The organism is Mesorhizobium sp. M0998, assembly GCF_040318885.1.
Lineage (GTDB): Bacteria > Pseudomonadota > Alphaproteobacteria > Rhizobiales > Rhizobiaceae > Mesorhizobium.
This window is the reverse complement of record NZ_JAMYND010000001.1, coordinates 270,918-294,948: the sequence shown is the minus strand read 5'-3', so window position 1 is coordinate 294,948 and position 24,031 is coordinate 270,918. Positions and strand designations below refer to the sequence as shown.

Genomic DNA, 24,031 nt, shown 5'->3' with positions numbered 1-24,031 from the left:
CCGATCCAATCGGCCGCCGCACTGTCGGTTGAGTGTGGCAACCGCTTTACTGCCTGAAAGCTCTGGAAAACTGGTCGGTGAGGGGCTTCATCAAGTAGGACCAGACACTGCGCTCGTCGGTTCTTATGTGGACTTCGGCGGGCATGCCCGGTTTGAGGATTTTCTCTCCTGTCAGGCACGTCGCTTCATTCTCGACGTCGATACGCGCCGAAAAAAAGGAAAGCTGGCGTTGCTGATCCTTGATCAGATCCGCTGAGACGCGCTTGACCGAGCCTTCGCAAGCAGGTGTGGTGCCGGCGTCGAACGCTGGAAAGCGGATCGACACCTGCTGTCCGGGATGAATCTCGTCGATACGCGACGGAGGAATGGAAGCGTCGACGACAAGGTTGTCGGAATCGGGCACAATCATCATGAGCACCTCTCCCGCGCCAATCACGCCTCCTACGGTATGGACCGAGGATTCTTGTACTGTGCCCGATTGCGGGGCACGAATGTCTGTCCTGCTGAGTTCGTCTTCGGCCACCACCTTGCGCTCACTGAGCTCGGTCTGCTTGGCTTCCGTTTCGCGAAGTTCGTTGGTCACGTCGCTCCGCATTTGTTCGTCGAGCTGAAGCACCTGCAGGTCCGTTTCACTGATGTGAGCTTGGACCTCTGCTATCGCTGCGACAAGGCGTCCCGATTCGCCGCGAGCCCGGGTCTTGTCCAGGCTGACATTGCTCAACCTCTCCTTGGACACCAACTTCTTTGCGTAGAGAGATTCGACATCCGCAAGGTTCTTGGTCAGCAGATCCAGAGACTCGTCCGTTGCAGACTGCTGCGATTTGAGGCCATCGATCTGACGTTCCAGCTGCTTCGCGCGGCTTTGTAATTGTGCCTTCTGGCCAGCCAGCGCCGCAGCACGGCTTTCAAACAAGGCACGCTCGCCACTGACAAGTGCCGCCACTTGCGGGTCGCCCATTTGAGCGCGAAGGTCGGGCGGGGTCTGCATTTCCGGCAGACCCTGGCGCTCGGCCTCCAGTCGGGCCAGACGAATGGTGGCGCGATTGAGGTCCTCGGTGACTATCTGCAGGTTTGCTCGGGTCAATGTGTTGTCCAGCCTGACCAACACATCGCCGGCCTTCACATGATCGCCGTCCTGCGCGAAGATTCCGCCGATGGTGCCGCCGGTTTGATGCTGGACTTTTTTAATGTTGCTTTCGACCACCACGGTTGCGGGCGCAATCACCGCGCCGGCAATCTTGGTCAATCCCAACCAGAGCCCTCCGCCAAAGATCAACAGCAAGCTGGTTGCCAGGCCCAAGAGCAGATTGGCCCGGATGCCATCCGGCTCTGGCTTCGTCTCCAACGAACGGCCTTCGCCACCGGCTGCGACGTATGACACGGCAACAGCAGAGCGATACCTCGCATATGCCCGGCTGCACCCTTGTGCGGCGGAACGGCAATGTGCTGCTAGGCTCCGGACCAGAGTACCCCAGGGTAGATTGGCTCGAATCCCATCCGGCTGCGGCTTCTGCCCGGTCGGCGGGCCTTCGCCGCCAACCGCAGCATATGACGACATGGTCACGTTAGACACTAAGCAATACCTCACGCATGCCCGCTTGCACCGTGCTGCAGCGGAACGACAATGTTTGGCTTGTCCGGGCGCGGGAAGGGCCGGACCACATTTGCCAGAACGTCTTCGCGCGAGCCGAACGAATGGAGCATCCCGTTCGACAGGACGAGTACCTGATCGATGTTGACGAGAGCGGAGGGGCGATGCGCAACGACGATCACGATACCGCCGCGCCGACGCACTGCCAGGATTGCGCCGGCCAAAGCAGCATCACCGTCTGCATCCAGATTGGAATTTGGTTCGTCAAGAACGACGAGGAATGGATCGCCGTAAAGTGCCCTGGCAAGCCCGACGAGCTGCCTCTGCCCAGCCGAAAGGGCCGCGCCGCCTTCTCCGATGCGTGTTTGAAAACCCTGCGGAAGACGCATGATCATCTTGTCCACGCCCGCAGCCTTGGCAGCTGCCAGCACGCCTTTTGCGTCGCTTTTACCGCCGAACCTCGAAATGTTGTCGGCGATCGTCCCGTCGAACAGCTCAACGTCCTGCGGCAGGTAGCCAATATGAATGCCGAGCAGTTCTGAGTTCCACTGATCGAGCGAGGCGCCGTCCAATCTTACCGTGCCACGAAGCGGCTTCCATGCGCCGACCAAAGCGCGCACGAGCGTGGTCTTGCCGGAGCCGCTCGGGCCGACGACCGCCAACCCTGCGCCTCTCGCCAAGCGGAAGCTTACATTGAAGATGGTGGGCTTCTGCAGGCTTGGTGGCGCGACGGTCAATTCCTCGACCGCAAGCTCAGCCTTCGGGCCGGGCAGTTCCATTGGCTCTTGCTGGCTATCAAAAGCATCCAGGGCTGCCGCCAGCTCGGAATAGCTTTTGCGGGTTGCCAGAAACCCTCTCCAGTTTGCGATCGCCACATCGACCGGTGCCAGCGAGCGGCCCAGCAATATGGACGATGCAATGATCACGCCGGGCGAGGCCTCGCCGCCGATCACAAGGTAGGCACCAAGCCCCAGCACACATGATTGCAGGGCCATTCGGAGCGTCTTCGACAGTGAGCTTGCTGCGCCGACGACGTCGGAGAGCCGTTCCTGGTTCTTCAGATAAAGATGACTGACCTCGTTCCAGCGCCGGCTAAGCGGGGCGGAAAGGCCCATCGCCTGAACAACCTCTGCGTTGCGGCGGCCGGAGTCGGCCAGAAGCCGCTGCGCTACGAGTGTCTCAGATGCACGAGCCGCTGGTTTGCGGCCGATGATCTCGGCAACCACCGTCAAAAACACAACGGCACATGCGCCGAGCGTTGCCAGTACGCCAAGCGCGGGGTGCAGCAGATAGATGACCACCATATAAAATGGTATCCAGGGAGCGTCGAACAAGACTGTCGGCCCGAGCCCGGAAAGAAAGCCACGTAGCTGGTCCAGATCACGAAGCGGGTGTACCCGGTTCGCATCCGGCCCGGCGACGAGGGGCAGGGAAAGCGAGGCTGCGAACGCTTTTTGCTGCAGATTTCTATGCAGGCGGCTGCCGATGCGGACCAACAGGCGAAGCCTCACGAAATCGAGGAGCCCATAGGCCGCGTAAAGTCCCAGCATCCCGACTGTAAATCCGATAAGAGTCGGCACGCTCTGCGAAGGCAGCACGCGGTCATAGACCTGGAGCATGTAGACGGAGCCGGTCAAGGCGAGGATATTTATCAATGCCGAGAAAACGCCTACGCCGACGAGGCCGTGCACACAGCCGAACATTGCGGAGCGGAGATCGAGCGAGCGCCCTTTGGTCGACTTCATGATGTGCGCTCGTTGACGCGAAATTGCCGCGCAATCTCGTCGATTCTTTCGATGAGGGACAAACTTTAACCTTCCGGGAAGCAGCAGCCCCGCCCCGCTGCTGAACATTACGAATTGCTTACATACGTGCCTTCTTTGATTAAAATGTAGCAAAATCGTGACGCCAGGCTGAGAATTCGGCAACTGGCTCGCCAGGCTGGGGATAACCGGGTCAGGTAAGGAGATATTCCTAATCATGACACCCGCCAGAAGCTTATGATCATCTTTGTAGCATCAAGGCTTCAAAGCGTCTGGCGACGGATGGGTTTTGATTTTGTCGATCGAGAGTTAAACGGTTTTGAGATACACTTCATCGGTACGTCGGCCACCAACGCCGGCTAAATCGGGGAGGCGAGTGTCGTGAGCGAAGAGATCAATGTTGCCGATGCCTACGGCAGGGGGCGCAGCACCTTCATGGGATTGCAGTTGCTGGTCTCGCCCGGTGCGCTTGTTCCTCGGCCGGAAACGGAACTGCTCGGCAAGGCCGCTCTCGATGTCCTGAGCCAACTGAACCTGCCGGTGCCTCGCGTTGTCGACATGTGCTGTGGGGCGGGCAATCTGGCGTGCGCCATCGCGCACCACGCTCCCACCGCGCGCGTGTGGGCAAGCGATCTTACCGACGGATGCGTGGAGGTCGCGCGCCGCAACGTCACCCATCTTAAAATCGAGGACCGGGTAACGGTGCTTCAGGGCGACTTGTTCAGCGCCTTCTCAGGCTTGGAGCTCGACGGCACGATCGACGTGATCGTTTGCAACCCGCCCTACATTTCGGAAAAACGGCTCGAGGGCGACCGTTCGCATCTGGTCGAGCTCGAGCCGCGTGAAGCATTCGCAGCCGGCCCCTACGGCCTGAGCATCCACATGCGGGTGCTCAAGGAGGCGCCGCGTTATTTGCGGCGCGGAGGCATCCTGCTTTTCGAAGTGGGGCTTGGCCAGGACCGGCAGGTCATGAGTTTGCTCGAGCGTTCCAAGGCCTATGAGAGTATCCGGGCAGTCACCAACCAGGCCTGTGAGGTCAGGGTGGTTGTGGGACATACGAGGGCGCAGGCGTAAGCATCGCAGCCGCGGCAGGTAGACGCGCTGTCGCGGCTAGAAACGGCCGGGAAGCTGAAACAGAGTTGCGCGAGATTTCGGAAATCAGTTTCTCTTGCGTCAGTTTCTCTTGCGCATGACGTATTGCGCAATTCCCTCGATGGAATCGAGATTCTCCGGCAGCAGCTCGCTGTCTTCGACCGTGATGCCGAAGGTCTCCTCGATGAAGCCGATAACCTCGAGCACACCCGTCGAGTCCACGATGCCCTGGTCGAGGAGCGAGGTGTCGCTCTCCAGGCTCTCGGGATCGGCTATATAGAAATTCGAGGCCAGGAAAGCGCGAATTTGTTCGCTGCAGGTATCGGTTCTATCCTTGGTAGATAACATTTATTTCGCCTCCGGTACAAAAGATGAATGCTGATCAACTTCGCCCTGGTACCGACTCATGACAGGGCCGTTTTTTTGAGCTTACCCGTGTCGGTCATCGGCAGACTGGGTACGATGACGATGGACTTCGGAACCATGAAGTTTTCCAGCCGTCTCTGGCACTCTTTCTGCAACTGCTTTTCACCGATCATGCTTCCCTGCTCCATCACGACAAATGCCTTCACTGCTTGCCCGAGCAGTTCGTCCGGAACGCCGATGACCGCGGCTTCCCGTACGCCCGCAATGTTCATCAACACGTTTTCCACCTCCTTCGGCGCTATCTTCTCTCCGCGCGATTTTATGATCTCGTCGCCGCGACCGACGAAGTAGAGGTAGCCCTCGGCGTCCATCCGGCAGTAGTCGCCGGTGTATAGGACCTGCTCACCCGGCAGCAGGCCGGGCTTGAGCTTCCTGGCTGTCGCCTCCGGTTTGCCCCAATAGCCCTTCATCACCGTCGCTCCGCGGATGACGAGCTGACCAACGATGCCGGGGCCGACCCGCCTGTCATGCTCGTCGACAATCCACATTTCCGTATTGGGGATGGCGATCCCGACGCTCGACGGCTTTCGCTCCAGATCCTCCGGCGGCAGGTAGGTGCAGCGCTTGCATTCGGTAAGGCCGTACATCGAATAGATGCGGGCGCCAGAAAACAGTTCCTGCAGCAGGAGAATGTGCTTGAGCGGCAGGGCGGCCGCAGTGTTCGTGACGTAGCGAATACTCGAAAAATCCTGATCCCTGAGAGACCTGAGCTCCCCGAGTGCGGCGAAGATGGTCGGTACGCCGGGAAAACCCGTCACCCTTTCTTGCTTGATCAGCCCAAGGATCTGCGCCGGGAAGGCGAATGAGCGCTCAAGCACCAGCCGGGCGCCCGCGCCGAATGCCATGATCATCTGGTAAAGACCGTAGTCGAAGGCGAGCGGCAGGACATTGAGGATCACCTCGTCTTCGGCAAGCGCCAGGTATGAGGAAATCGAGGCGCACGCGGCGATCATGTTTCGATGCGTCAGCATCACGCCCTTGGGCTCGCCCGTCGAGCCGGACGTATAAATGATCGCAGCGAGATCGATGTCGATGCAGCGGCGCCAGGGCGGCGTGCTGCGGGCTGCCGCGACCGCGGCGTCCCAGCGCACAGCATGCGGCAATTCTTGCAGGTCGCTGTGTTCGATCGGCCCGGAGACGATCATGCGGCGCAACGATGGGCAATTCCGCGCCGGCTCCCTGAAAATCGAGTGCAGGTGTTTGTCGGTGATCAGTGCCGTCGGGCGGCAATCGTTGAGCAGATAATCAAGCTTGTCGCTTTTGGTGAGCGGATTGACGATGCACACCACGGCGTTGGCCTTGAGCACCGCCCAGAACGCAATGACGGCCTCGACAGTGTTGTCGGCGAAGACCACCACGCGATCGCCACGCGCAATTCCGGCATCGGTCAAATGGTGCGCTATGGCGTTCGAACGCATATCGAGATCGCCATAAGTGACGCGTTGATTGCCGCACACTAGGGCCACCTTGTCGCCGAGCCGGCTGGCAGAGTGGGTGAGATAGTCGTGCAGGAGCGGTACGGCGCCATGCATCATGCGAGCACCTCTTCGCGGTGTTCGCGGTCGATATCGATGCTGAGCTTGAGCGTGCGGGCCCCACTTGGACGGCTCGCGATAAATTGCCGATGGAGAAGCTGCGTCGACAGCACTCCGACCAGCGCCATATTGTCGGAGTTGGACAGGTCGCCGCCGCCGGCGCTGGCCTGGCACTTGCTCAGCAGCCGGGTAACCGACTTGGGATCGAAGACGTTCGCTTCGCGCAGCGCCGCCTCCGAAAGTGCTTCGCGAATGTAGGCCGGAGCGCCATCTGCGACAAAGCAAAGCGCGTTGGGAGCCCGGTAAGGCTGCTTCTTGCGGGTGACGATTTCCGACGGCACGATCGGTTGCGCTACGCGCTTCAGCACATGCTTTTCATCGAGCACGCGCAGCTTGTAGGCGGCCGGAAGCGAATTCGCGAGTCTCACGAGTTCATGATCGAGGAACGGGAAGCGCCCCTCGACGGAATGAGCCATCAGCATTCTGTCCCCTTGTGAGGAAAGCAGGTATCCCGACATCAGCGTCTGAATCTCTATGTACTGGTCCTGCGCAAGAGAGCCCCATCGCGACAACTCCGGCGGCAGGCGGGCAAGCAGCTCGGACACGGCGTTGCGGCGCTCCGTTTGGGCGCGCATGTCTGCCGAAAACAGCCGCTTGATGGCGCTTGTGGTACGCCAGCGCGTGCCATGCGCAAAACCAGGCGCGTCACAGGCGTGAATGTCGCGCCCGAAGAACTGGCGTGCCATTGCCTGCTGCTGCACCGGCGAGCGGCTGAGATAGGGATAGAGGCGCTCCAGCAGCCGCGAGCGTCGCGTCGAGGCGGGCTGGCGTCCCCAGAAGCGGCGGACCTTGCCCTCGCGGAACAAATCGTAGCCGGCGAACATTTCGTCGGCCCCTTCACCGGTCAGCACGACCTTGATGCCGTGCTGGCGCACCAGTCTCGAGAGCAGGAACAGCGGCGCCGGCGCGGTCCTGAGGATTGGCCGCTCGGTGTGGTAGATCACCTCAGGGAAGATGCCAGCGATATCGCTGCGCGAAACAACCACCTCATGATGGTCACTGCCGGCCATGCCGGCAACCAGGCGCTGGAAATGCGTCTCATCATACTCGGCGTCGGCAAAACGCAGCGAGAAAGTCTGGAAGCGCTCGCCCGCGAAGCGTCTCCCTAGGGTGGCGACCAGCGAGCTGTCGAGCCCGCCGGACAAATAGCAGCCGACCGGCACGTCGGCGCGTACTATCCTGAGCGCCGTCGCGGCTTCCAGGGCGCTGCGCACTTCCTCCACCGCGTCATCAAGCGAGCCGGTGAATTCATCATCGCCGGGTCCGTCAACCTCTGGATAGTCAGGCTTCCAAAAAGCCCGCTCCCGGACGACGCCGCTGTCATAAATGCGGACATGCCCCGGCGTGAGTTCGCTTACTCCTCCAAACACGCCTTGTGGCGGCGCGACAGTCCAGAGTGTGAAAGTCTGATCGATGCCGGCTGGATCGAAGGCGCGGGGTATATCCGCATCGGCCGCGAAAATGGCCTTCACCTCGCTGGCGAAGTAAAGCCGCCCGCCATGCTCGCAAAAGTGCAGCGGGCAGATGCCGAACCGATCCCGAGACAAGACGAGACGACCTGCCACGGAGTCCCAGATGGCGACTGCCCACTGCCCATTCATTCGCTCGAAGGCGGCCTCGCCCCAGGCATGATAGGCATGGACGATGACCTCGGTGTCGCTGTGTGTGCGGAAGCGATAACCGAGCGCGACCAGGTCTTGTCGCAGCTCGACGTAATTGAAGATTTCGCCGTTGAAGACGATCCACATCGTGTCGCCCGCGCCGGCGAGTGGCTGCTGGCCGCTTGCGAGATCGATGACGGACAGGCGGGCATGCGCCAATCCTGCACGTCTGTCCCGGTAAAGCCCGCGCTCGTCCGGGCCGCGATGCGCCAGCGCCCCCGCCATACGTATCAGCGCATCCCGGGAAGGGGGCGCCGCTGCGGCGCTCAGCGACACAATTCCGGCGATGCCGCACATCGCCTAGCCCTCGCCCATTGAAGAGGACACCAACGGCCGCGCGTGAAGATAACGTGCGGCGCGCCGCTTGCTGTCGATATCCTTGAAAACCTTCTGGACCTGCATCACCGTGAGGCTGGTTGCCTCAGCGACGTCTTCGTCGGCGATCCCATGGTTCAAGCCGTAGAGGCACAGATCCATCAGATAATAAGGAAGCGCGAAGTAGAACTCCTCCTGACTCTGCGCCATCGAGAAGGTGTCCGTGGTGGGCGGTCTGCGCCGGACCTCTTCGTCCACCCCAAGATATTCGGCCAATTGGTAGACCTGGGTCTTGTAGAGGTGGACGATTGGCATCAGGTCGGCAATTCCGTCGCCCTGCTTGACGAAGAAGCCCTGGTCGTACTCCAGGCGGTTCGGCGTGCCCGCTACCGCGTAGTTGAGGCGGTCGGCATGGTAGTATTCGGTCATCTTGCGCAGGCGCTGCTTGTAGTTGGTTGCAGCGACGATCTGCAGATAGGCTGCCGACGGCAGGCGCACTGTGTCGGTCCTGCCCTCGGGGTCCTGAACCGTGAGGCGCGTGATGTTGAGACCGTTGCTCTCGAGAACCGAGGCGAGCACCAGCTTGCATTTCCAGCCGTCCCCATATTCGGGAACGACGGTCTGGATTGCTTCGGTCTGCCGTCTATAGGCGCCGGTCGCTTCCAGGGCCGGCGTTATATCCTCCAGGATCGTTTCGATACCAAGGTGTGCGGCGACAATGCGGCCGAGCCTCAGTGAGTCGCCGGAGGAATGGCGCTCCGGCATGAATATCCCGAGGACCTTGCCTTTCCCAAAGGCGCGAACACACAACGCCGCAACGACGGAGCTGTCGATGCCGCCTGAGAGGCCGACAACCACGCCTCGACGTCGCAGCGTGCCAAGGACCTGCTGGCGCAAGATCTGGACGATGCGATCGACTTCCGCGCCAGCGTCGAGCACCAGGGCGTCTTTGCCGAATGATGAGATCAGGTCGATGGCTTGTACTCCAGTTTGCGAGACTCGATTGGCGAATAGGTTTTCGCCACCGCTTTCTCGATAAGGGGACGATTGGTGGTAAGGTGAGGCTCTACAACCAGATCGATGTGGCTGCCGACGATCGGAATCACGTCCAGATGGGCGAAGACGTTATCCCAGCCGATTGCCAGAGGCATTCCGGGTCGAGCACAGCGGAACAGGGTGCCTGTGATCGGCAGAGCCGGCTTTGGCTCGGCCACCCACTGGAAGAAGGCTTGCGCGCGCAAAACCTCTTGCAGTTCTAGTTTGGTTCTAAAGCTCGTCGCGTTGAACTGTCCTTGAGCGAAGCGGTCGAGAAACTGGACCAGTTGTGCCTCGCGCTTCATTGCCACGGCAACTTTCGCGAGGGCGCGGCAAGCCATCCGGTAAGCGGACACGCGGTTGGTTCGGATTCGATTGACTGTGCGCGTAAACGTCTCCCAGCGGGCGCTTCGCTCCCCGACGAGGCTGGTGTCGAGGATGCCGAGGAACTTTACGGTTCGCCCCGCTGCCAGCAGCCGCGCCGCAACTTCGAAGGCAACAGCGCCGCCGAGCGAATGGCCGAGAAGTCGTACATGGCCCGAGGGTTGGGCGCGGCGGATCTGGTCGACGGCGGCGTCGGCCATATCGGCGAGGCTGTCTTGTCCGCGCAGTATCATAGCCAGGGCCGGATACCTGATCGGGGCAACACGGGTCACCTTGCCCATCGCTGCTGCAAAGGCAGCAAGGCTCGGGCCATAGCCGACGGACCCCGGGAACAGAAAAAGAATGGGAGGGTCGTGCTTCTGGGCGCGCGCGCTTTGATCGCCTGCCTGGGCGGACACGACCGCCTTGATCATTTGCTCCAGGCTCATCCCGACGGTGAAGGCCTCAAGGCCGAGTTCCTGCCCGATGGCGCTTTCGATTTCCATGACGCAGTGCAGCAGCTTTAGCGAATCTCCTCCGGCGTCATCCCAGCGTCCTGCCGCTACGCGCGTATTGAGAATGCTGGTCCATGCCCGCTGGACGACCTGCTGCGCGGTCAGCTTGCCTTGCGGCTCGAGCGGACGCGCGGTCGCCGCTGTCTCTCTGGCTGAAAGATCCATCTCTGCAAGTGTCGTGATGTCGACTTTGCCGCTCGGCAGACGCGGAATCTCGGCGATCGTGTGCAACCGCAAGGGACGCAGCGGCGGCGGCAGATTGGTCCTGACAAGCTGGCGAAGCTCGTCCGAAAAGGTCGCTTCGGCCGAGCGCCGAGGAATAGCAAAGGCGACAAGCTCATTCGCGGCCGTCACGATTGCCACGGCATCCGCGACAGAGGGTGCACAACGCAGCACCCGTTCGAGTTCGGCTGGCTCGACGCGTCGACCGTTGATTTTTACCTGGCGCCCCTTGCGACCGACGATGTGCAGCAGGCCTTGATCATCAAGTCGAACGAGGTCACCTGTCGCGAAAATCCGAAGGCCTGGATCGTGCGGGTCTGATGTTGCCGGCACAACCGCCCCGTCCTCCCAATGGCCAAGCAGGACATACGGGCTCCTGATCAGAAGTTCTCCGCTGCGGCCCGGTTGAACGCGGCGGCCCGCTTCGTCGACAATTGCGAAGGTGATTCCAGGCAGCAGCCAGCCAACTGGAACCGAATCTCCATGCTCTGGCCAGTCTCGCGGCAGGAACCATTGCGAGCCGGTGGTCTCGGTTGACGAATAACCGATCTGGATAAGGCACGTATCGGAGACGGCCTTGCGCAGCAGGGCGATGTCGGTCCAGGGCACCTTCTCGCCACCGATCCGGGCGACTCTGAGTGAATGGAACGCTTCTGCAGGTCCGTCTGCCATAAGCGCGCGAAGCAGTGCCGGCACCAGATAGGTGATTGTCACGTCTTCGGATCGCACCAGGCGTTGAACGGCGCGCAAGCCGACCGCTTCGACTTCGACCAGATGCAAGGTGGCGCCGGTGAGAAGAGCAGCAAGAATCTCCCGGCACCCGGCGATTGTGGCCGGTCCGGTCAATGGCAGGAAAACGTCATCCGAGTTGATGTGGCACGCATCGACATATTGCTGGACCCGGCATAGCAAGCTGCGCTGGCTGTTAACGATGCCTTTGGGCCTGCCCGTACTCCCTGACGTATAAAGCACGATGGCGGGCGCATCGACCGAGACGAAATAAGAACGAGGCACTTGCCCAGCCTGCGAGGCCGCACTGGTCGACACATCGATCCAACTGACCAGGTGAGGCAAACCATCGGGTCGGACATTGCCCTCGCCCAGGACAGCTGAGAGCCGCGCCCCGGCCACGATTTCAAGGATACGCGAGCTAGGATCTCGCGCGTTGAGTGGCACCGAAGGCCGCCCAGCCGTCATGCTTGCCAGCATGGCAATGGGATACCAGGCCGAGTTGGCCTGAAGAATCCCTATCGCCTGTCCGTCTGGGACGGCCGCCGCGATCTGGTGGGACAGCGTCTCGACTGACCGGAGGAGCTGGGAATAGGTCAGACGATTGGCGCCGTCGCTGATTGCAAGCTTGTCGGGGTACTGGCGGACGACATTTCTCAGGTGATCGAAGGCCGCAATGTTGGTAAAATCGACGCCCAATCTTTGAAATGGGCGCAGTACGGGACCACCCTGATCCAGTGCGTATTGTGGGACACTTGACCAATTATCCGAGGTCGTTGTCTGACAATCCACCGCTAGATCCTGATCCGCGACTTCTGATCCCAAATATGCCGAAGACATGAGTTGCCTACGCTAAGATTAGGGTCACTTATCGCCCCCCGCCCCAATCTTTTCATCGATCATTCTGATGATGCCCCGATCTTCGCTCAATGACGCTTGGTTAGTCACTTCGCCTGTTTCGCAAGCCGCCGGCAGAGCCAATCATGCCGGGCTCGCTGGCTGTTGTGGTGCGCATGACACGGACACATGCCAAGGCGGGCTCGAAGACCAAGGTGGGGTCGAAGATGGAATTGCCGCTATTCAGGCATATTGCCTATTCGGTGGTTCTTCCGGACGATACCGCCGATGTTTCGGTGTCGGAATAGCTGCCGGGGACGAAACAATAGGCATAGATCTGTCCCCGATTTTCGTCGGTCACGCGGATCCAATCCTTTTCCCACGTTCGGAAGGTAATACGCCCGCCCGTCATCATAGCTGCGGCTCTGAACGGACTCGGCGCGTTGACAACGCGCACCGAGATAACATCGTCGCCGTCCATACGCTCGACGAGATACGTCTGCATGAAAGCCTCCCCATGCCCCGCTAGATCACCCGCACTTTAACGCCGGCTAATGAATTCGGTTGCAACTGCTTGGCGAAACTTTGGGTCCGATACTTTCCGTACCCACCGGCAACTTGGTCCTCCGTATCCGTCAGGTTTTTCAGCGACGGGATGCCAGTTCAGGGGAAGGCAGGCTGATTGCGGCCATGCCGGCGACATGCCAATCTGCGCCGCAACGTTAGGCCTCCGCCTCCGCGGGCAATGGAAAAGGCGCTCGAATGGGCTCCTTTATGCTGTCCGTGATCTGGCATTCTGCCCGTGATTTGGCCTCATCGGACGACCCTGCAGGCCTTTGCGAGACATCCACATAGCGTGGCGTCGCCATCACCGAGGCATAGCAATGTGCGTCGGCGGAGAAATGGGACGGTTCGAGGTTTTCTGAACCTGCCTCACGACGACTGCGTCGTGTCGACGATCCGTTGGAACAGAAGGCCTGGTGCTGGAACGTTAATCGTATTTGGCCAGGAAACGCCCGACGGCGCTGAGGCAGTCGTGCTTTTCCTCCACATGCGGCATGTGGCTGGAATTCGGGAAGACCAGGCCTTCAACGCACGGGATAAGATCCAGAAAGGGCTGGACGCAGGCCTCGGTCGCTTCGTCGTAGAAGCCGCGGAAAACCAGGGTCGGCGCCTCGATCCGATGCAGGCGGTCAACGATGGTCCAGTTCCGCATCGTGCCGATGACGTGGAACTCATTCGGACCGTTCATGGTGTGATAGACGGTCGGATCTTCCTCGATTGCCGCAAATGTCCGGGCGACCTCTGGCGGCATCGGAACGACGCGACAGACATGACGGTCGTAGAAAGCCTTCGTCGCCGCAACATATTCGGGCTGATCGGTGGTTCCCGCCGCTTCGTGCCGGTCGAGCGCACTTTGCACATCGGCTGGCAACTCGGCGCGCAATTGCCGGGCTCCTTCCACCCACAGCGCCATCGAGGCCAGCGAATTGGCCAGGATCAATGCCTTCAGCCCCTCAGGGCGGCGCACGGCGTGCTCGGCCGAGAGTATGCCGCCCCAGGACTGGCCGAGCAGGGCATAATGGCCGGCAATGCTGAGATGGGCGAGCAACGCATCGAGTTCGCCCAGGAAGAAATCGACGGTCCAGAAGTCGCCGCCCTTGTCCGGCAGATGGGTCGATTTGCCGTTGCCGATCTGATCGTAGTGGATGACGGCTCGCCCGGTTCCGGCAAGCTCCTTGAATGAGTCCACATAGTCGTGGGTGCAGCCCGGTCCACCATGAGCGACGACCAGGGGCACCTTGCCCGACCCGATGTCCCCGGTCACACGGTACCAGGTGCGATAGCCCTTGTAGTCGCTAAATCCTTCGGTGATCGCATGTGCCGTCACAGTCCAAGCTCCGCATCATGGCGCGGCAGGAGCCACTTTGGTGCACCCCTCCCAAGCCTTGTTTGCGGCCGACGGTACTAAGCGGCCCAGCGCATTTACAGCTAGCACTATTTATAGGTTCGCCGGTTATGGGTTCGCCCGAGGCAAGGCCGATCGCCCGCAGGTCGCGAGCCTCAATGCTCCGGTTCGAGCAGCCGGTAATGGGCGGCGAGCGCGATGGCATGGAAGCGGTTGCGCGCGCCAAGCTTTCGCGTCGCCGCGTTGAGGTGCAGCGTTGCGGTAGGCACCGCGCGGCCAATCTCACGCGCAACCTGCTTGGCCGTCAGTCCGGCAGCGGCCAGGCGCAGGCACTGACGTTCGCGCGACGTCAGATGGACATGTTGGCAGGTGCGGATTCCGGCGTCGAAACCGGCGTAGGCGGAGTCATGCAGCAGATGACCCAGATCTCCGATCTCGGCGATCAAGGGTCTGGCTTCGAGCTCGAACCCGGCCTCCGGATCGGCACGGATCGCAGTGAAGGTGGCGAGATCGCCGCCGGCAAGGCGAATGGGTACGGTGACGCCGCAGGTCATCCTGGTGTCAAGCAAATAGCTGACCACAGGATCGTGCTTGGACTGGAGCACGCGCTGCATGACGGTGCTCTGAACGCCGCTGTGCGACCAGAGAAACGGTCTCGATACGGTGAGCGCGGCCTCCTGCACCGGGTCAAGCTGATAATATCCGCCCTTGCACCAGAGATCCTGCATGTCGCGCGGCACGTTGCGCAGAGCCATCAACGAGGGCGTGATAAGCTCGCCCTTGTGACTGACCGGCACGGGCGTATAGTCGTAGATGAATGCGGTGAAACCGATGGGCTCCAGCACCTCCGTTGCCACCGCCATGGCAGCGTCGATGCTCATTCCGGTTTGGAACCGGCTCTCTAGATCGCCTGGAAGGCTTTGCATCGGGCAAGCTTACCCGCTGATGATTGCTTGTCAAATAGCCATGTCGGCCGGCTGCTCAACAAATAGGCGGGGATAAGCCTGTCCGACCCTATCTATCTTAATAGCTATCCCGACCGGCTTCGCTCGCCGTAGTCTTTTGCGATTGGGCCAAGTAGCGGACACCGTTCGCAAACCCAGACTGTTTCAGCCGCGCAATGGTCGATCGACCGGGCTCAGCGCGGCAAAAGCCGAGACGCCTCCATGAGGGAACAAATATGCGACCCCAAAAAGCATTTGCAGCGTTGATGCCCTGCCTGGCTCTGCTCGGCGTGTCCATGATGTCGCCGGCAAACAGTGCCCTGGCCACCGAGGGCAAGCCAGGCGGCACACTCCGACTGCTGGCCAATGCCGCGGCAGGCACCGCCGATCCGCACATCAACTACACGCTGCAGTATTTCCAGATCAATTATGTCCTCTACGATGGCCTGGTGACCTACAAGAAGGCCGGGGACAAGACCGGTTTCGAAGTCGTCGCGGACCTGGCGGAAAGCCTCCCGCAGGTCGAGAACGGCGGCAAGACCTACGTCTTCAAGCTGCGCAAGGGCATCAAATTCGCGGATGGGTCGGATGTCACCACGAAGGACGTGGTGGCTTCGTTCCAACGCATCTTCAAGATCAGCGGGCCGACGGCCGGGACCTTCTACAAAGGCATCGTCGGCGCGGATGCGTGCTTGAAGACGCCTGCGACGTGTACCCTCGAAGGTGGCCTGTCAGTCGACGACGCCGCCGGAAACATTACCTTCAATCTGGTCCAGCCGGATGCCGAGTTCCTGCAGAAGCTGGCTGTTCCGCATGCGTCGATCCTGCCGGCGAGCGCGCCGCCGAAGGACGCCGGCACCGATCCGATCCTGGGCACCGGACCCTACATGATCGCCAGCTACGATCCCAACAAGCTGATGAAGATTGTGCGCAACCCTCATTTCAAGGAATGGAGCAAGGAAGCGCAGCCGGCCGGATATCCGGACGAGATCGACTACGAATTCGGCCTAACCGACGAGGCGGCGGTGACCGCTGTCGAGAACGGCCAGGCGGACTGGATGTTCGACCCGCCGCCGTCCGACCGTCTCGCTGAACTCGGCACCAAATATGCCAAGCAGGTCACGGTTCATCCGCTGACAGCGATGTGGTACGCGCCGATGAACACCAATCTGGCGCCGTTCAACGACATCCGCGTTCGCCAGGCAGTGAACTTCGCGATCGACCGCGCCGCGATCGTCAAGCTGTTCGGCGGCAGCAATCTGGCGCAGCCGGCCTGCCAGATCCTGCCACCGGGCTTCCCGTCATTTGCGGCCTATTGCCCGTTCACCGCCAATCCGGGCGAGAAGTGGTCAGCACCGGATATGGACAAGGCCAAGCAATTGGTCGCTGAATCGGGAACCGCAGGTCAGGAGGTGACGATCATCACCGAGGACACCACGGTCTCCAAAGCGATCGGCGTCTACCTGCAGGATGTGCTCAACCAGCTTGGCTACAAGACGTCGGTCAAGCCGATCTCGCAGAACATACAGTTCACCTACATCCAGAACACCAATAACAAGGTGCAGATTTCGATCTCGCAATGGTTCCAGGACTACCCGGCGCCATCGAATTTCCTGCAGGTCTTGTTCAGCTGTGCCTCGTTTACGCCGGGCTCCGACGCCTCGGTCAATATTTCGGGGTTCTGCGACAAGTCGATCGACGCATCGATGGATGAGGCAGAGGCAGCCACCATCGCCGATCCGGCCAAGGGCGCGACACTCTGGACCGCCATCGACAAGGCTGTGACGGACAAGGCTCCGGTCGCTGTCCTGTTCACGCCAAAGCGCGTCGATGTGATCTCTTCCAGGCTGAAGAACTTCACCTTCAGCCCGCAATTCTACTGGATTGTCAGCCAGTCCTGGGTGGAATAGCCGACCGGAGCCAATGCGACGGAGTGCCGCTGGCTCTCCGTCGCATTTCCTTTTCCGGCGGATCAGCGCATCTTCCAGGCCGCGATTTTTCCCAGGCAATCCTGTTCATGGTCAATGTCATTGCGGACCAGCCTGCCATCCCGGTTCGCCGGGCCACCGATGGCCCGTGGCGCACCGCATGGCGCAAGCTGAAAGGCGATCGTTCGGCAATATCTGCCTTCGCCGTGCTCGTCGTCATCGTGATCGCCTCGCTCGCGGCGCCGCTTTATGCGCGGTACGTCTCCGGCACCGATCCATTTGTGACCAATCTCAATGGCGAGATCGTCGTCGATGGGGTGACCCAGCCGGTGCTGCAGCCCTCCACCGAAGGCCTTGGCCTCGGCATGACGCCGGTCGGGCCGACCTGGCGCATCGGACCCTATATGCTGGGTGCCGACAACCAGGGCCGTGACGTCGCGGCGCGGCTGCTTTACGGCGGACGGGATTCGCTGTTGATCTCGGGTGCTGCAGCCGTGCTGTGCCTTGTCCTCGCGACATTCCTTGGGGTCGTTTCCGGCTTCTTCGGCGGCATCGTCGACATCGGCCTGTCGCGCATTCTCGACGTGCTCTGGGCTTTTCCGATTTTCCTGTTGGCAATTTCATTGTCGATCGTGCTGATTGCGCAGAGTATCCAGATCGGTCCGTTCGAAATCCGCTCCGGCAGCCTGTGGCTACCGGTCTTCATCATCGGCATCGTCTATGTGCCCTATGTGGCGCGGCCGATCCGCGGCCATGTCCTGACCTTAATGCATGCCGAATTCGTCACCGCTGCGATCGGCCTTGGCGCATCGCCCTGGCGCATCCTTTTGCGCGACATCATGCCCAATGTGGTGACCCGCATCATCGTTTTCGTGCCGCTGATCCTGGCGCTCAACATGATGACGGAATCCTCGCTGTCGTTCCTGTCGATCGGCGTGCAGCCGCCGGATGCCAGCTGGGGCACGATCATCCAGGACGGCCAGGGCCTGCTCTATTCGCGGCCGGTCGTGGCACTGGTGCCGGGGCTAGCCATTGTGATCACGGTGCTAGCCCTAAACATTCTGGGCGACGGCGTGCGCGACGCGCTCGATCCGAAATCCTCGCCGAGGGGCGTCTAGTGGTTGCCGCGCTCGGCTTCCGGCTTGGCCAGATGGTGCTGGTTATGTTCGGTATCAGCGTCGTCGCTTTCCTGATCTTCTTTGCGACGCCTGGCGCTGATCCATCGGCGCGCATTGCCGGCCGCAATGCTTCGCAAGAGACGCTGATCCAGGTGCGCCACGATTTCGGTCTCGACCGCCCATTGCCGGTGCAATATGGGCTGATGATGAACCGGCTTTTCGTCAGCCGCGATCTCACCTCCTTCGTCAATCGCGGGCAGCGTGTCATTCCGACCGTGATAAGCGCCATTCCCGTGACGCTGTCGCTGGTCGGCGGCGCGGCAGTGCTGTGGGTGCTCGGCGGATTGATCGTCGGTGTGATCGCAGGCGCAACGCGTGGTACATTCATTGATCGCGCGCTGATGATCCTGAGCCTGGTAGGCGTGTCGATCCCGGTCTTCTGGCTGGGCGAGGTCGCCAACCTGCTGACGCAAAGCCGCTGGCACGACAACTGGCTGTTTTCCTGGGTTCCTCCGCTCGGCTACATCCCCCTGACCGAGAATCCCTGGGGCTGGTTCAAGGCGCTCGTCATTCCGTGGTTCACGCTGGCAACCCTTTATGTCGGCCTCTACGGCCGGGTGCTGCGGGCAAGCCTGATCGAAATGATGCAGGAGGATTTCATCCGCACCGCCCGGGCCAAGGGGATCGGCGAACGCCGGGTGCTGCTGCATCATGGCCTCAGGACCTCTTTGGTCGCATTCGTCACCATGTTCGGCCTCGATTTCGGTGCCTTGGTCGGCGGCGGCGCGCTGTTGACCGAAGTGGTCTTCGGATTGCAGGGTGTCGGAAAACTGACGTATGAGGCGCTGCAGACCCTCGATCTGCCGATGATCCTGGCCACGGTGATTTACGCCGCCTTCTTCGTGGTGATGGCAAACTTCGTCGTCGACGTCGTCTTCGTCATAATCGACCCGAGGGCGCGCAATGTCGGCTGATGCTCCCCTTCTGGTGGTCAAGGACCTCACTGTCTCCTTCCGCAGCGACGAAGGCCTGGTGCGGGCGGTGGGAGGTGTTTCGTTCTCCGTCGAGCAGCGCGAGATCGTCGGTGTGGTCGGCGAATCCGGTTCGGGCAAAAGCCAGACCTTGCTCGCCATTATGGGGTTGATCGACAGCCCCAACGCTATCGTCTCCGGTTCCATCCGTTTCATGGGACAGGAGCTGATCGGGCTCAAGCGGCGTGCGCTCGATGCCATCCGCGGCCGCCAAATCGCGATGATCTTCCAGGATCCGATGTCTGCGCTCACCCCGGTGCATACGATCGGCAACCAGATCGGCGAGCAGGTCCGCGCGCATGAAAAGGTGTCGGCGAAAGCGGCACGGGCGAGGGCCGTGCAATTGCTGGATGCGGTCGGCATCGCAAATCCGGATCGGGTCATCGACAGCTACCCGCACCAGCTTTCCGGCGGTATGCGCCAGCGCGCGGTGATTGCCATGGCGCTCTCGTGCAACCCGGCGCTGCTCGTCGCGGATGAACCGACTACAGCCCTCGATGTTACCGTGCAGGCGCAGATCCTCGAACTGATCGGACGATTGCGCGACCAGTTCGGTTCCGCTGTGATCCTGGTCACGCATGATCTTGGCGTCGTCGCCGAAGTCGCGGACCGGGTACTGGTTATGTATGGCGGACGCTTTGTCGAGGAGGGCGGCAAGAGCAGCGTGTTCCGGGCGCCGCTGCATCCCTACACATGGGGCTTGTTCGGCTCGATCCCGCCGATGGAGGGACCACGTCCAGCCCGGCTCGCTGCCATTCCGGGAATTCCGCCGTCGCTCTCCAACCTGCCGAAAGGCTGCGCCTTCAGCCCCCGCTGCGCCTTTCGCCACGACGCCTGTCTGGTTCAACTGCCGATCATGCAAGGCGAGAGCCATCGCGCCGCGTGCCTGTTGCCGGAGCCTACGCGCAGACAATTCGCTGCCCAGAGGCCTGGCGGCGTGGTGGAGATGCAACGATGAATGCCAGGCCACTCGAACGTCCGCTGCTTCGTGCCGGCGACCTGTCGAAGCGCTATAGCGTCGGCCGCTCGATCTTCCCGGCGCAGCGCCGGACCGTGCATGCGGTTGATAGGGTGTCGCTCGACATCTGGCCCGGGGAGACCCTCGGCATCGTCGGCGAGTCCGGTTGCGGCAAATCCACGCTTGGCCGGTGTCTGGTGCGTCTGACCGAAATCAGCTCGGGGTCGCTGGAATTCGAGGGCCGCGACATCAGCGACGCCTCCCAGCGCCAGCTTCGTCCGTTGCGGCGGCAGATGCAGATGGTCTTTCAGGATCCCAGCGCTTCGCTCAATCCGCGCCGGCGGGTCGGCGATCTGCTGGCCGATCCGTTCCGCATCCATGAACGCCTCTCGGCATCGGAAATGGCGGACCGCGTGGCCGAGCTCCTGCGCCGGGTCGACTTGTCGCCCCAGCACGCATCGCGCTACCCGCACGAATTCTCCGGCGGCCAGCGCCAGCGTATCGGCATCGCCCGCGCGCTGGCGCTGCGGCCACGGCTGATCGTGGCCGACGAGCCGGTCTCGGCGCTCGACGTGTCGATCCAGGCGCAGATCGTCAATCTGCTCGCCGACCTGCGCGAGGAGTTCAACTTGACCTATGTGTTCATCGCCCACGATCTTTCCGTGGTGCGTCAAATCTCGAGCCGTGTGGCGGTGATGTATCTGGGGTCAATCGTGGAGAGCGGGCCGACCGACGAGGTCTTTGTGGCGCCCAGACACCATTACACCGCGGCGCTGCGTTCCGCCGTGCCGATACCCAGCATTGACCGGGCGCGGCGCGGCCGGCTGGTGCTCAAGGGTGATCTGCCCAGCCCGATGAACCCACCCTCGGGGTGCCGGTTCCACACCCGTTGCCCAGCTGCCACCCCGATCTGCCGCAGCGAGCGCCCGCTTCTCCAAAGCATTGGCGAGGGCCGCCTGGTCGCGTGCCATCATCCAGCCGACGGTTGACTAGGGGAATTCTCGTTCAACGATATCCGGACCGTCAGCCGTAATCATTGCTTCGGCGAGAATAGAGGCCGATCTGGACGCCGCACGATCCGGCGCTATGTTGCGCTTCGGCGGCCGGGCATCGCGGATGCCTAATACTAAAGTAACTGTTCTCGCGTTGCCGAGCGATGCTACGATTTGAAGGACGGCGGCCGTACAGCGCTGCGTGATTTTGCGCCGGCGAGGACGGAATGTGGGAGGCCACTCTTCGTGCTGCAGCAGGCTGCCGCCGACATGTTGCTCGGTTGTCGACCATAAGGGAGGAAGTCACCAATGAAGATATCGTACCTGGTCTCAGCCGCGCTTCTTGCAGCGACCGCGATGCCTGCCGCAGCCGCCGAGATTTCCGACGGCAAGATCAAGATCGGCATTCTCAACGACCAGTCGGGCGTCTATGCCGATTTCGGCGGCAAGTGGTCGGTTGAGGCCGCCAAGATGGCGGTCGAGGATTTCGGCGGCAAGGTACAAGGCTCGCCGATCGAGATCGTCAGCGCCGACCACCAGAACAAGCCGGACATCGCCTCCAACATTGCGCGGCAGTGGTATGACACCGAACAGGTCGATTCCATCATGGAACTGACCACCTCCTCGGTGGCGCTCGCCGTCCAGGGAATTTCCAAGGAGAAGAAGAAAATTGACATCGTCACCGGCGCCGCGACCACCGAACTCACCGGTAAACAGTGCTCGCCCTATGGCTTCCACTGGGCCTACGACACGCATTCGCAGGCAGTGGGGACCGGTGGCGCTCTCGTCCAGCAAGGCGGCGACAGCTGGTTCTTCGTCACAGTCGATTATGCATTCGGCTATTCGCTGAAGGAGCAGACCGCAAAGTTCGTCGAGAGCCATGGCGGCAAGGTGGTTGGCGAGGTGCGTTACCCGCTCGGCTCGACCGACTATTCATCCTTCCTGCTGCAGGCGCAATCGTCGGGCGCCAAGGTTATCGGCCTGGCGAATGCCGGCCTCGACACCTCCAACTCGATCAAGCAAGCGGCCGAATTCGGTATCGTGCAGGGCGGTCAGCGGCTTGCAGCACTTCTGTTCACGCTGGCCGAGGTGCATGGGCTCGGTCTCGAGGCGGCGCAAGGCGTGGTGCTGACCGAAGGTTTCTACTGGGATCGCGACGACAAGAGTCGCGAGTTCGCCCAGCGCTTCTTCAAGCGCACCAACCGCATGCCGAATATGATCCAGGCCGCCACCTATTCAGCGGTGACCCAGTATTTGAAGGCGATCGACAAAGCCGGCACCGATGGAACCGAGGCGGTCGCCAAGGAATTGCATGCGATGCCGGTGAACGATGTCTTTACGGCGAACGGCAAAGTGCAGGCCGACGGCAACATGGTTCACGACATGTATCTTTATCAGGTCAAGTCGCCGAGCGAGAGCACCAAGGAGTGGGACTATTACAAACCGCTCGCCACGATCCCCGGTAACGAGGCGTTTCTGAGCCCCAAGGAGAGCGGCTGTCCCACGGCAGGCGAGTGATTGGCGGACCGATGGCGCCGCCTGGACCGGATGGGCCGCGGGTAGTGCTTTCCGCCCGCGGTTTGCGGCGTGACTTCGCCGGCTTTGCTGCGGTCAGGAATGTCGATCTCGACCTCTACCACGGCAATATCCACGCGCTGATCGGACCCAACGGCGCTGGCAAGACCACCGTCTTCAACCTACTCACCAAGTTCCTGCCGCCGACCAGCGGCAGGATCGAACTGCTCGGCCACGACATCACCCGCACCTCGCCGGCCAAGGTCGCGCGGATGGGCCTGGTGCGCTCGTTCCAGATCTCGGCGGTGTTTCCGCATCTCAGCGTGCTCGACAATGTGCGCGTTGCATTGCAGCGACGGGCCGGACTCAGCGTTCAGTTCTGGCGCTCGCTGTCTGTGCTCGATCGGTTGACGCCGCGCGCCGAGGAGCTTTTACGGTCTGTCGGCCTCGACGATGCCAAGAACAGGCCCGCCGCCGATCTCTCCTATGGCAGGAAACGCGTGCTCGAGATCGCCACGACGCTGGCGCTCGACCCGAAAGTGCTGCTGCTCGACGAGCCGATGGCCGGCATGGGGCATGAGGATGTGCGCACGGTTTCCGACATCATCCGCTCGGTCGCCAGGGAGCGTGCGGTGCTGATGGTCGAGCACAATCTGACTGTTGTAGCCGATCTTTGCGACTGGATAACCGTCATGCAGCGCGGCGAAATCCTTGCCGCCGGCGACTACTCCACGGTCAGCCGCGACGAGCGGGTGAGGATCGCCTATATGGGCACCGCCGATGAGTGACGCCGCGCCGCTTCTCGCAGTCCGCGGCCTCAACGCCTGGTATGGCGAGAGCCATGCGCTGCACGGCGTCGATCTTGAGGTCTTTCCAGGTGAAACTGTGACGTTGCTGGGCCGCAACGGCGTCGGCAAGACTACGACATTGCGCGCCATTATCGGGCTGATCCGCCAGCGGACCGGCCAGATTTTTTTCGACGGCAAGGATCTGATGCGCCTGCCATTGCACCGGACCGCGCATCAAGGCATCGGCCTGGTGCCAGAGGAACGCGGCATCTTTGCGACGCTGACCGTGGACGAGAATCTGGTTCTGCCGCCGATCGTCGCCGAGGGCGGCATGAGCGTGCAGGAAATATTCGATCTTTTCCCCAATCTGAAGGAGCGCCGCAACAGCCCGGGCACCAAGCTGTCGGGCGGCGAGCAGCAGATGCTGGCGATCGCGCGCATGCTCAGAACCGGCGTGAAAATGCTGCTTCTCGATGAGCCGACCGAGGGCCTGGCTCCGGTCATTGTGCAGCGCATCGGCGATCTGCTGGCGACGATGAAAAAGCGCGGCATGACGATCCTGCTGGTCGAGCAGAATTTCCGCTTTGCCAGCCGCGTCACCGACCGTTTCTACCTGATGGAGCACGGCAAGGTCGTGGCGGGCTTTCCGGTCGGCGAACTGCCGGATCGCATGACGCTGCTGCATGAAGTGCTGGGTGTATGAT

At 61.4% G+C, this 24,031-nt stretch carries 19 protein-coding genes; 9 read left to right on the top strand and 10 right to left on the bottom strand.

The window, feature by feature from the left end; genetic code table 11:
* Nucleotides 1-46 precede the first annotated feature (46 nt).
* Nucleotides 47-1,345 carry an HlyD family type I secretion periplasmic adaptor subunit gene (locus tag NKH59_RS01490; protein ID WP_352472472.1) on the bottom strand — a complete coding sequence of 433 codons (1,299 nt, stop codon included), beginning with the start codon at nt 1,343-1,345 and terminating at the stop codon, nt 47-49.
* A gap of 239 nt (nt 1,346-1,584) precedes the next feature.
* Complete coding sequence (locus NKH59_RS01485; protein WP_352472473.1) at nt 1,585-3,336, bottom strand: type I secretion system permease/ATPase; 1,752 nt, start codon at nt 3,334-3,336, stop codon at nt 1,585-1,587.
* A 399-nt stretch (nt 3,337-3,735) separates the two neighbouring features.
* Here NKH59_RS01485 and NKH59_RS01480 point away from each other — a divergent pair, with 399 nt between their 5' ends.
* Nucleotides 3,736-4,428: a N5-glutamine methyltransferase family protein gene (locus NKH59_RS01480; protein ID WP_352817199.1), complete on the top strand. Its 693-nt coding sequence runs from the start codon at nt 3,736-3,738 to the stop codon at nt 4,426-4,428.
* A 99-nt stretch (nt 4,429-4,527) separates the two neighbouring features.
* Here the strand turns inward: NKH59_RS01480 and NKH59_RS01475 are convergent, their stop codons facing one another.
* The 8 genes from NKH59_RS01475 to NKH59_RS01440 form a co-directional block, all read right to left on the bottom strand.
* Nucleotides 4,528-4,794 (bottom strand): acyl carrier protein, encoded by a 267-nt coding sequence (locus tag NKH59_RS01475; protein ID WP_023675628.1) that lies wholly within the window; start codon nt 4,792-4,794, stop codon nt 4,528-4,530.
* Nucleotides 4,795-4,850: 56 nt separating this feature from the next.
* The gene (locus NKH59_RS01470; protein ID WP_352817201.1) at nt 4,851-6,407 is read right to left on the bottom strand and encodes a class I adenylate-forming enzyme family protein; all 1,557 of its coding nucleotides are present in this window, start codon (nt 6,405-6,407) and stop codon (nt 4,851-4,853) included.
* Nucleotides 6,404-8,425 (bottom strand): asparagine synthase (glutamine-hydrolyzing), encoded by a 2,022-nt coding sequence (gene asnB / locus NKH59_RS01465; RefSeq protein WP_352817203.1) that lies wholly within the window; start codon nt 8,423-8,425, stop codon nt 6,404-6,406. Before asnB ends, NKH59_RS01470 begins: the two co-directional genes overlap by 4 nt.
* 3 nt (nt 8,426-8,428) lie before the next feature.
* Nucleotides 8,429-9,412 carry an NAD(+) synthase gene (gene nadE / locus NKH59_RS01460; protein WP_352472523.1) on the bottom strand — a complete coding sequence of 328 codons (984 nt, stop codon included), beginning with the start codon at nt 9,410-9,412 and terminating at the stop codon, nt 8,429-8,431.
* Complete coding sequence (locus NKH59_RS01455) at nt 9,409-12,147, bottom strand: AMP-binding protein (protein WP_502906932.1); 2,739 nt, start codon at nt 12,145-12,147, stop codon at nt 9,409-9,411. The genes nadE and NKH59_RS01455 overlap by 4 nt, the downstream gene beginning before the upstream one ends.
* A gap of 253 nt (nt 12,148-12,400) precedes the next feature.
* A complete protein-coding gene (locus tag NKH59_RS01450) occupies nt 12,401-12,649 on the bottom strand; it encodes a hypothetical protein (protein ID WP_352472478.1) in 249 nt (82 codons plus the stop codon).
* A 486-nt stretch (nt 12,650-13,135) separates the two neighbouring features.
* On the bottom strand, nt 13,136-14,035 hold the full coding sequence (locus tag NKH59_RS01445) for a proline iminopeptidase-family hydrolase (protein ID WP_352472479.1): 900 nt from the start codon (nt 14,033-14,035) through the stop codon (nt 13,136-13,138).
* Nucleotides 14,036-14,208: 173 nt separating this feature from the next.
* Entirely contained in the window at nt 14,209-14,934 is a 726-nt protein-coding gene (locus tag NKH59_RS01440; RefSeq protein ID WP_245274646.1) for a LuxR family transcriptional regulator, read from the bottom strand.
* A 299-nt stretch (nt 14,935-15,233) separates the two neighbouring features.
* On the opposite strand from NKH59_RS01440, the gene NKH59_RS01435 reads away from it, so the two are divergent.
* From NKH59_RS01435 to NKH59_RS01400, 8 genes are all read left to right on the top strand, one after another.
* Nucleotides 15,234-16,907, top strand: a complete 1,674-nt coding sequence (locus tag NKH59_RS01435) for an ABC transporter substrate-binding protein (protein WP_352817208.1) — start codon at nt 15,234-15,236, stop codon at nt 16,905-16,907.
* 107 nt (nt 16,908-17,014) lie between these two features.
* Nucleotides 17,015-18,043, top strand: a complete 1,029-nt coding sequence (locus tag NKH59_RS01430; RefSeq protein WP_352817209.1) for an ABC transporter permease — start codon at nt 17,015-17,017, stop codon at nt 18,041-18,043.
* Nucleotides 18,043-19,017 carry an ABC transporter permease gene (locus tag NKH59_RS01425; RefSeq protein WP_352541714.1) on the top strand — a complete coding sequence of 325 codons (975 nt, stop codon included), beginning with the start codon at nt 18,043-18,045 and terminating at the stop codon, nt 19,015-19,017. Before NKH59_RS01430 ends, NKH59_RS01425 begins: the two co-directional genes overlap by 1 nt.
* Complete coding sequence (locus NKH59_RS01420; RefSeq protein WP_352472482.1) at nt 19,007-20,032, top strand: ABC transporter ATP-binding protein; 1,026 nt, start codon at nt 19,007-19,009, stop codon at nt 20,030-20,032. The genes NKH59_RS01425 and NKH59_RS01420 overlap by 11 nt, the downstream gene beginning before the upstream one ends.
* On the top strand, nt 20,029-21,021 hold the full coding sequence (locus NKH59_RS01415) for an ABC transporter ATP-binding protein (protein WP_352925647.1): 993 nt from the start codon (nt 20,029-20,031) through the stop codon (nt 21,019-21,021). Before NKH59_RS01420 ends, NKH59_RS01415 begins: the two co-directional genes overlap by 4 nt.
* A gap of 312 nt (nt 21,022-21,333) precedes the next feature.
* A complete protein-coding gene (locus NKH59_RS01410) occupies nt 21,334-22,542 on the top strand; it encodes an ABC transporter substrate-binding protein (protein WP_352541712.1) in 1,209 nt (402 codons plus the stop codon).
* 11 nt (nt 22,543-22,553) lie between these two features.
* Nucleotides 22,554-23,327, top strand: coding sequence for an ABC transporter ATP-binding protein (locus NKH59_RS01405; RefSeq protein ID WP_353020665.1), 774 nt, complete (start codon nt 22,554-22,556; stop codon nt 23,325-23,327).
* Nucleotides 23,320-24,030, top strand: a complete 711-nt coding sequence (locus NKH59_RS01400) for an ABC transporter ATP-binding protein (RefSeq protein ID WP_352541710.1) — start codon at nt 23,320-23,322, stop codon at nt 24,028-24,030. Before NKH59_RS01405 ends, NKH59_RS01400 begins: the two co-directional genes overlap by 8 nt.
* Nucleotide 24,031 lies beyond the last annotated feature (1 nt).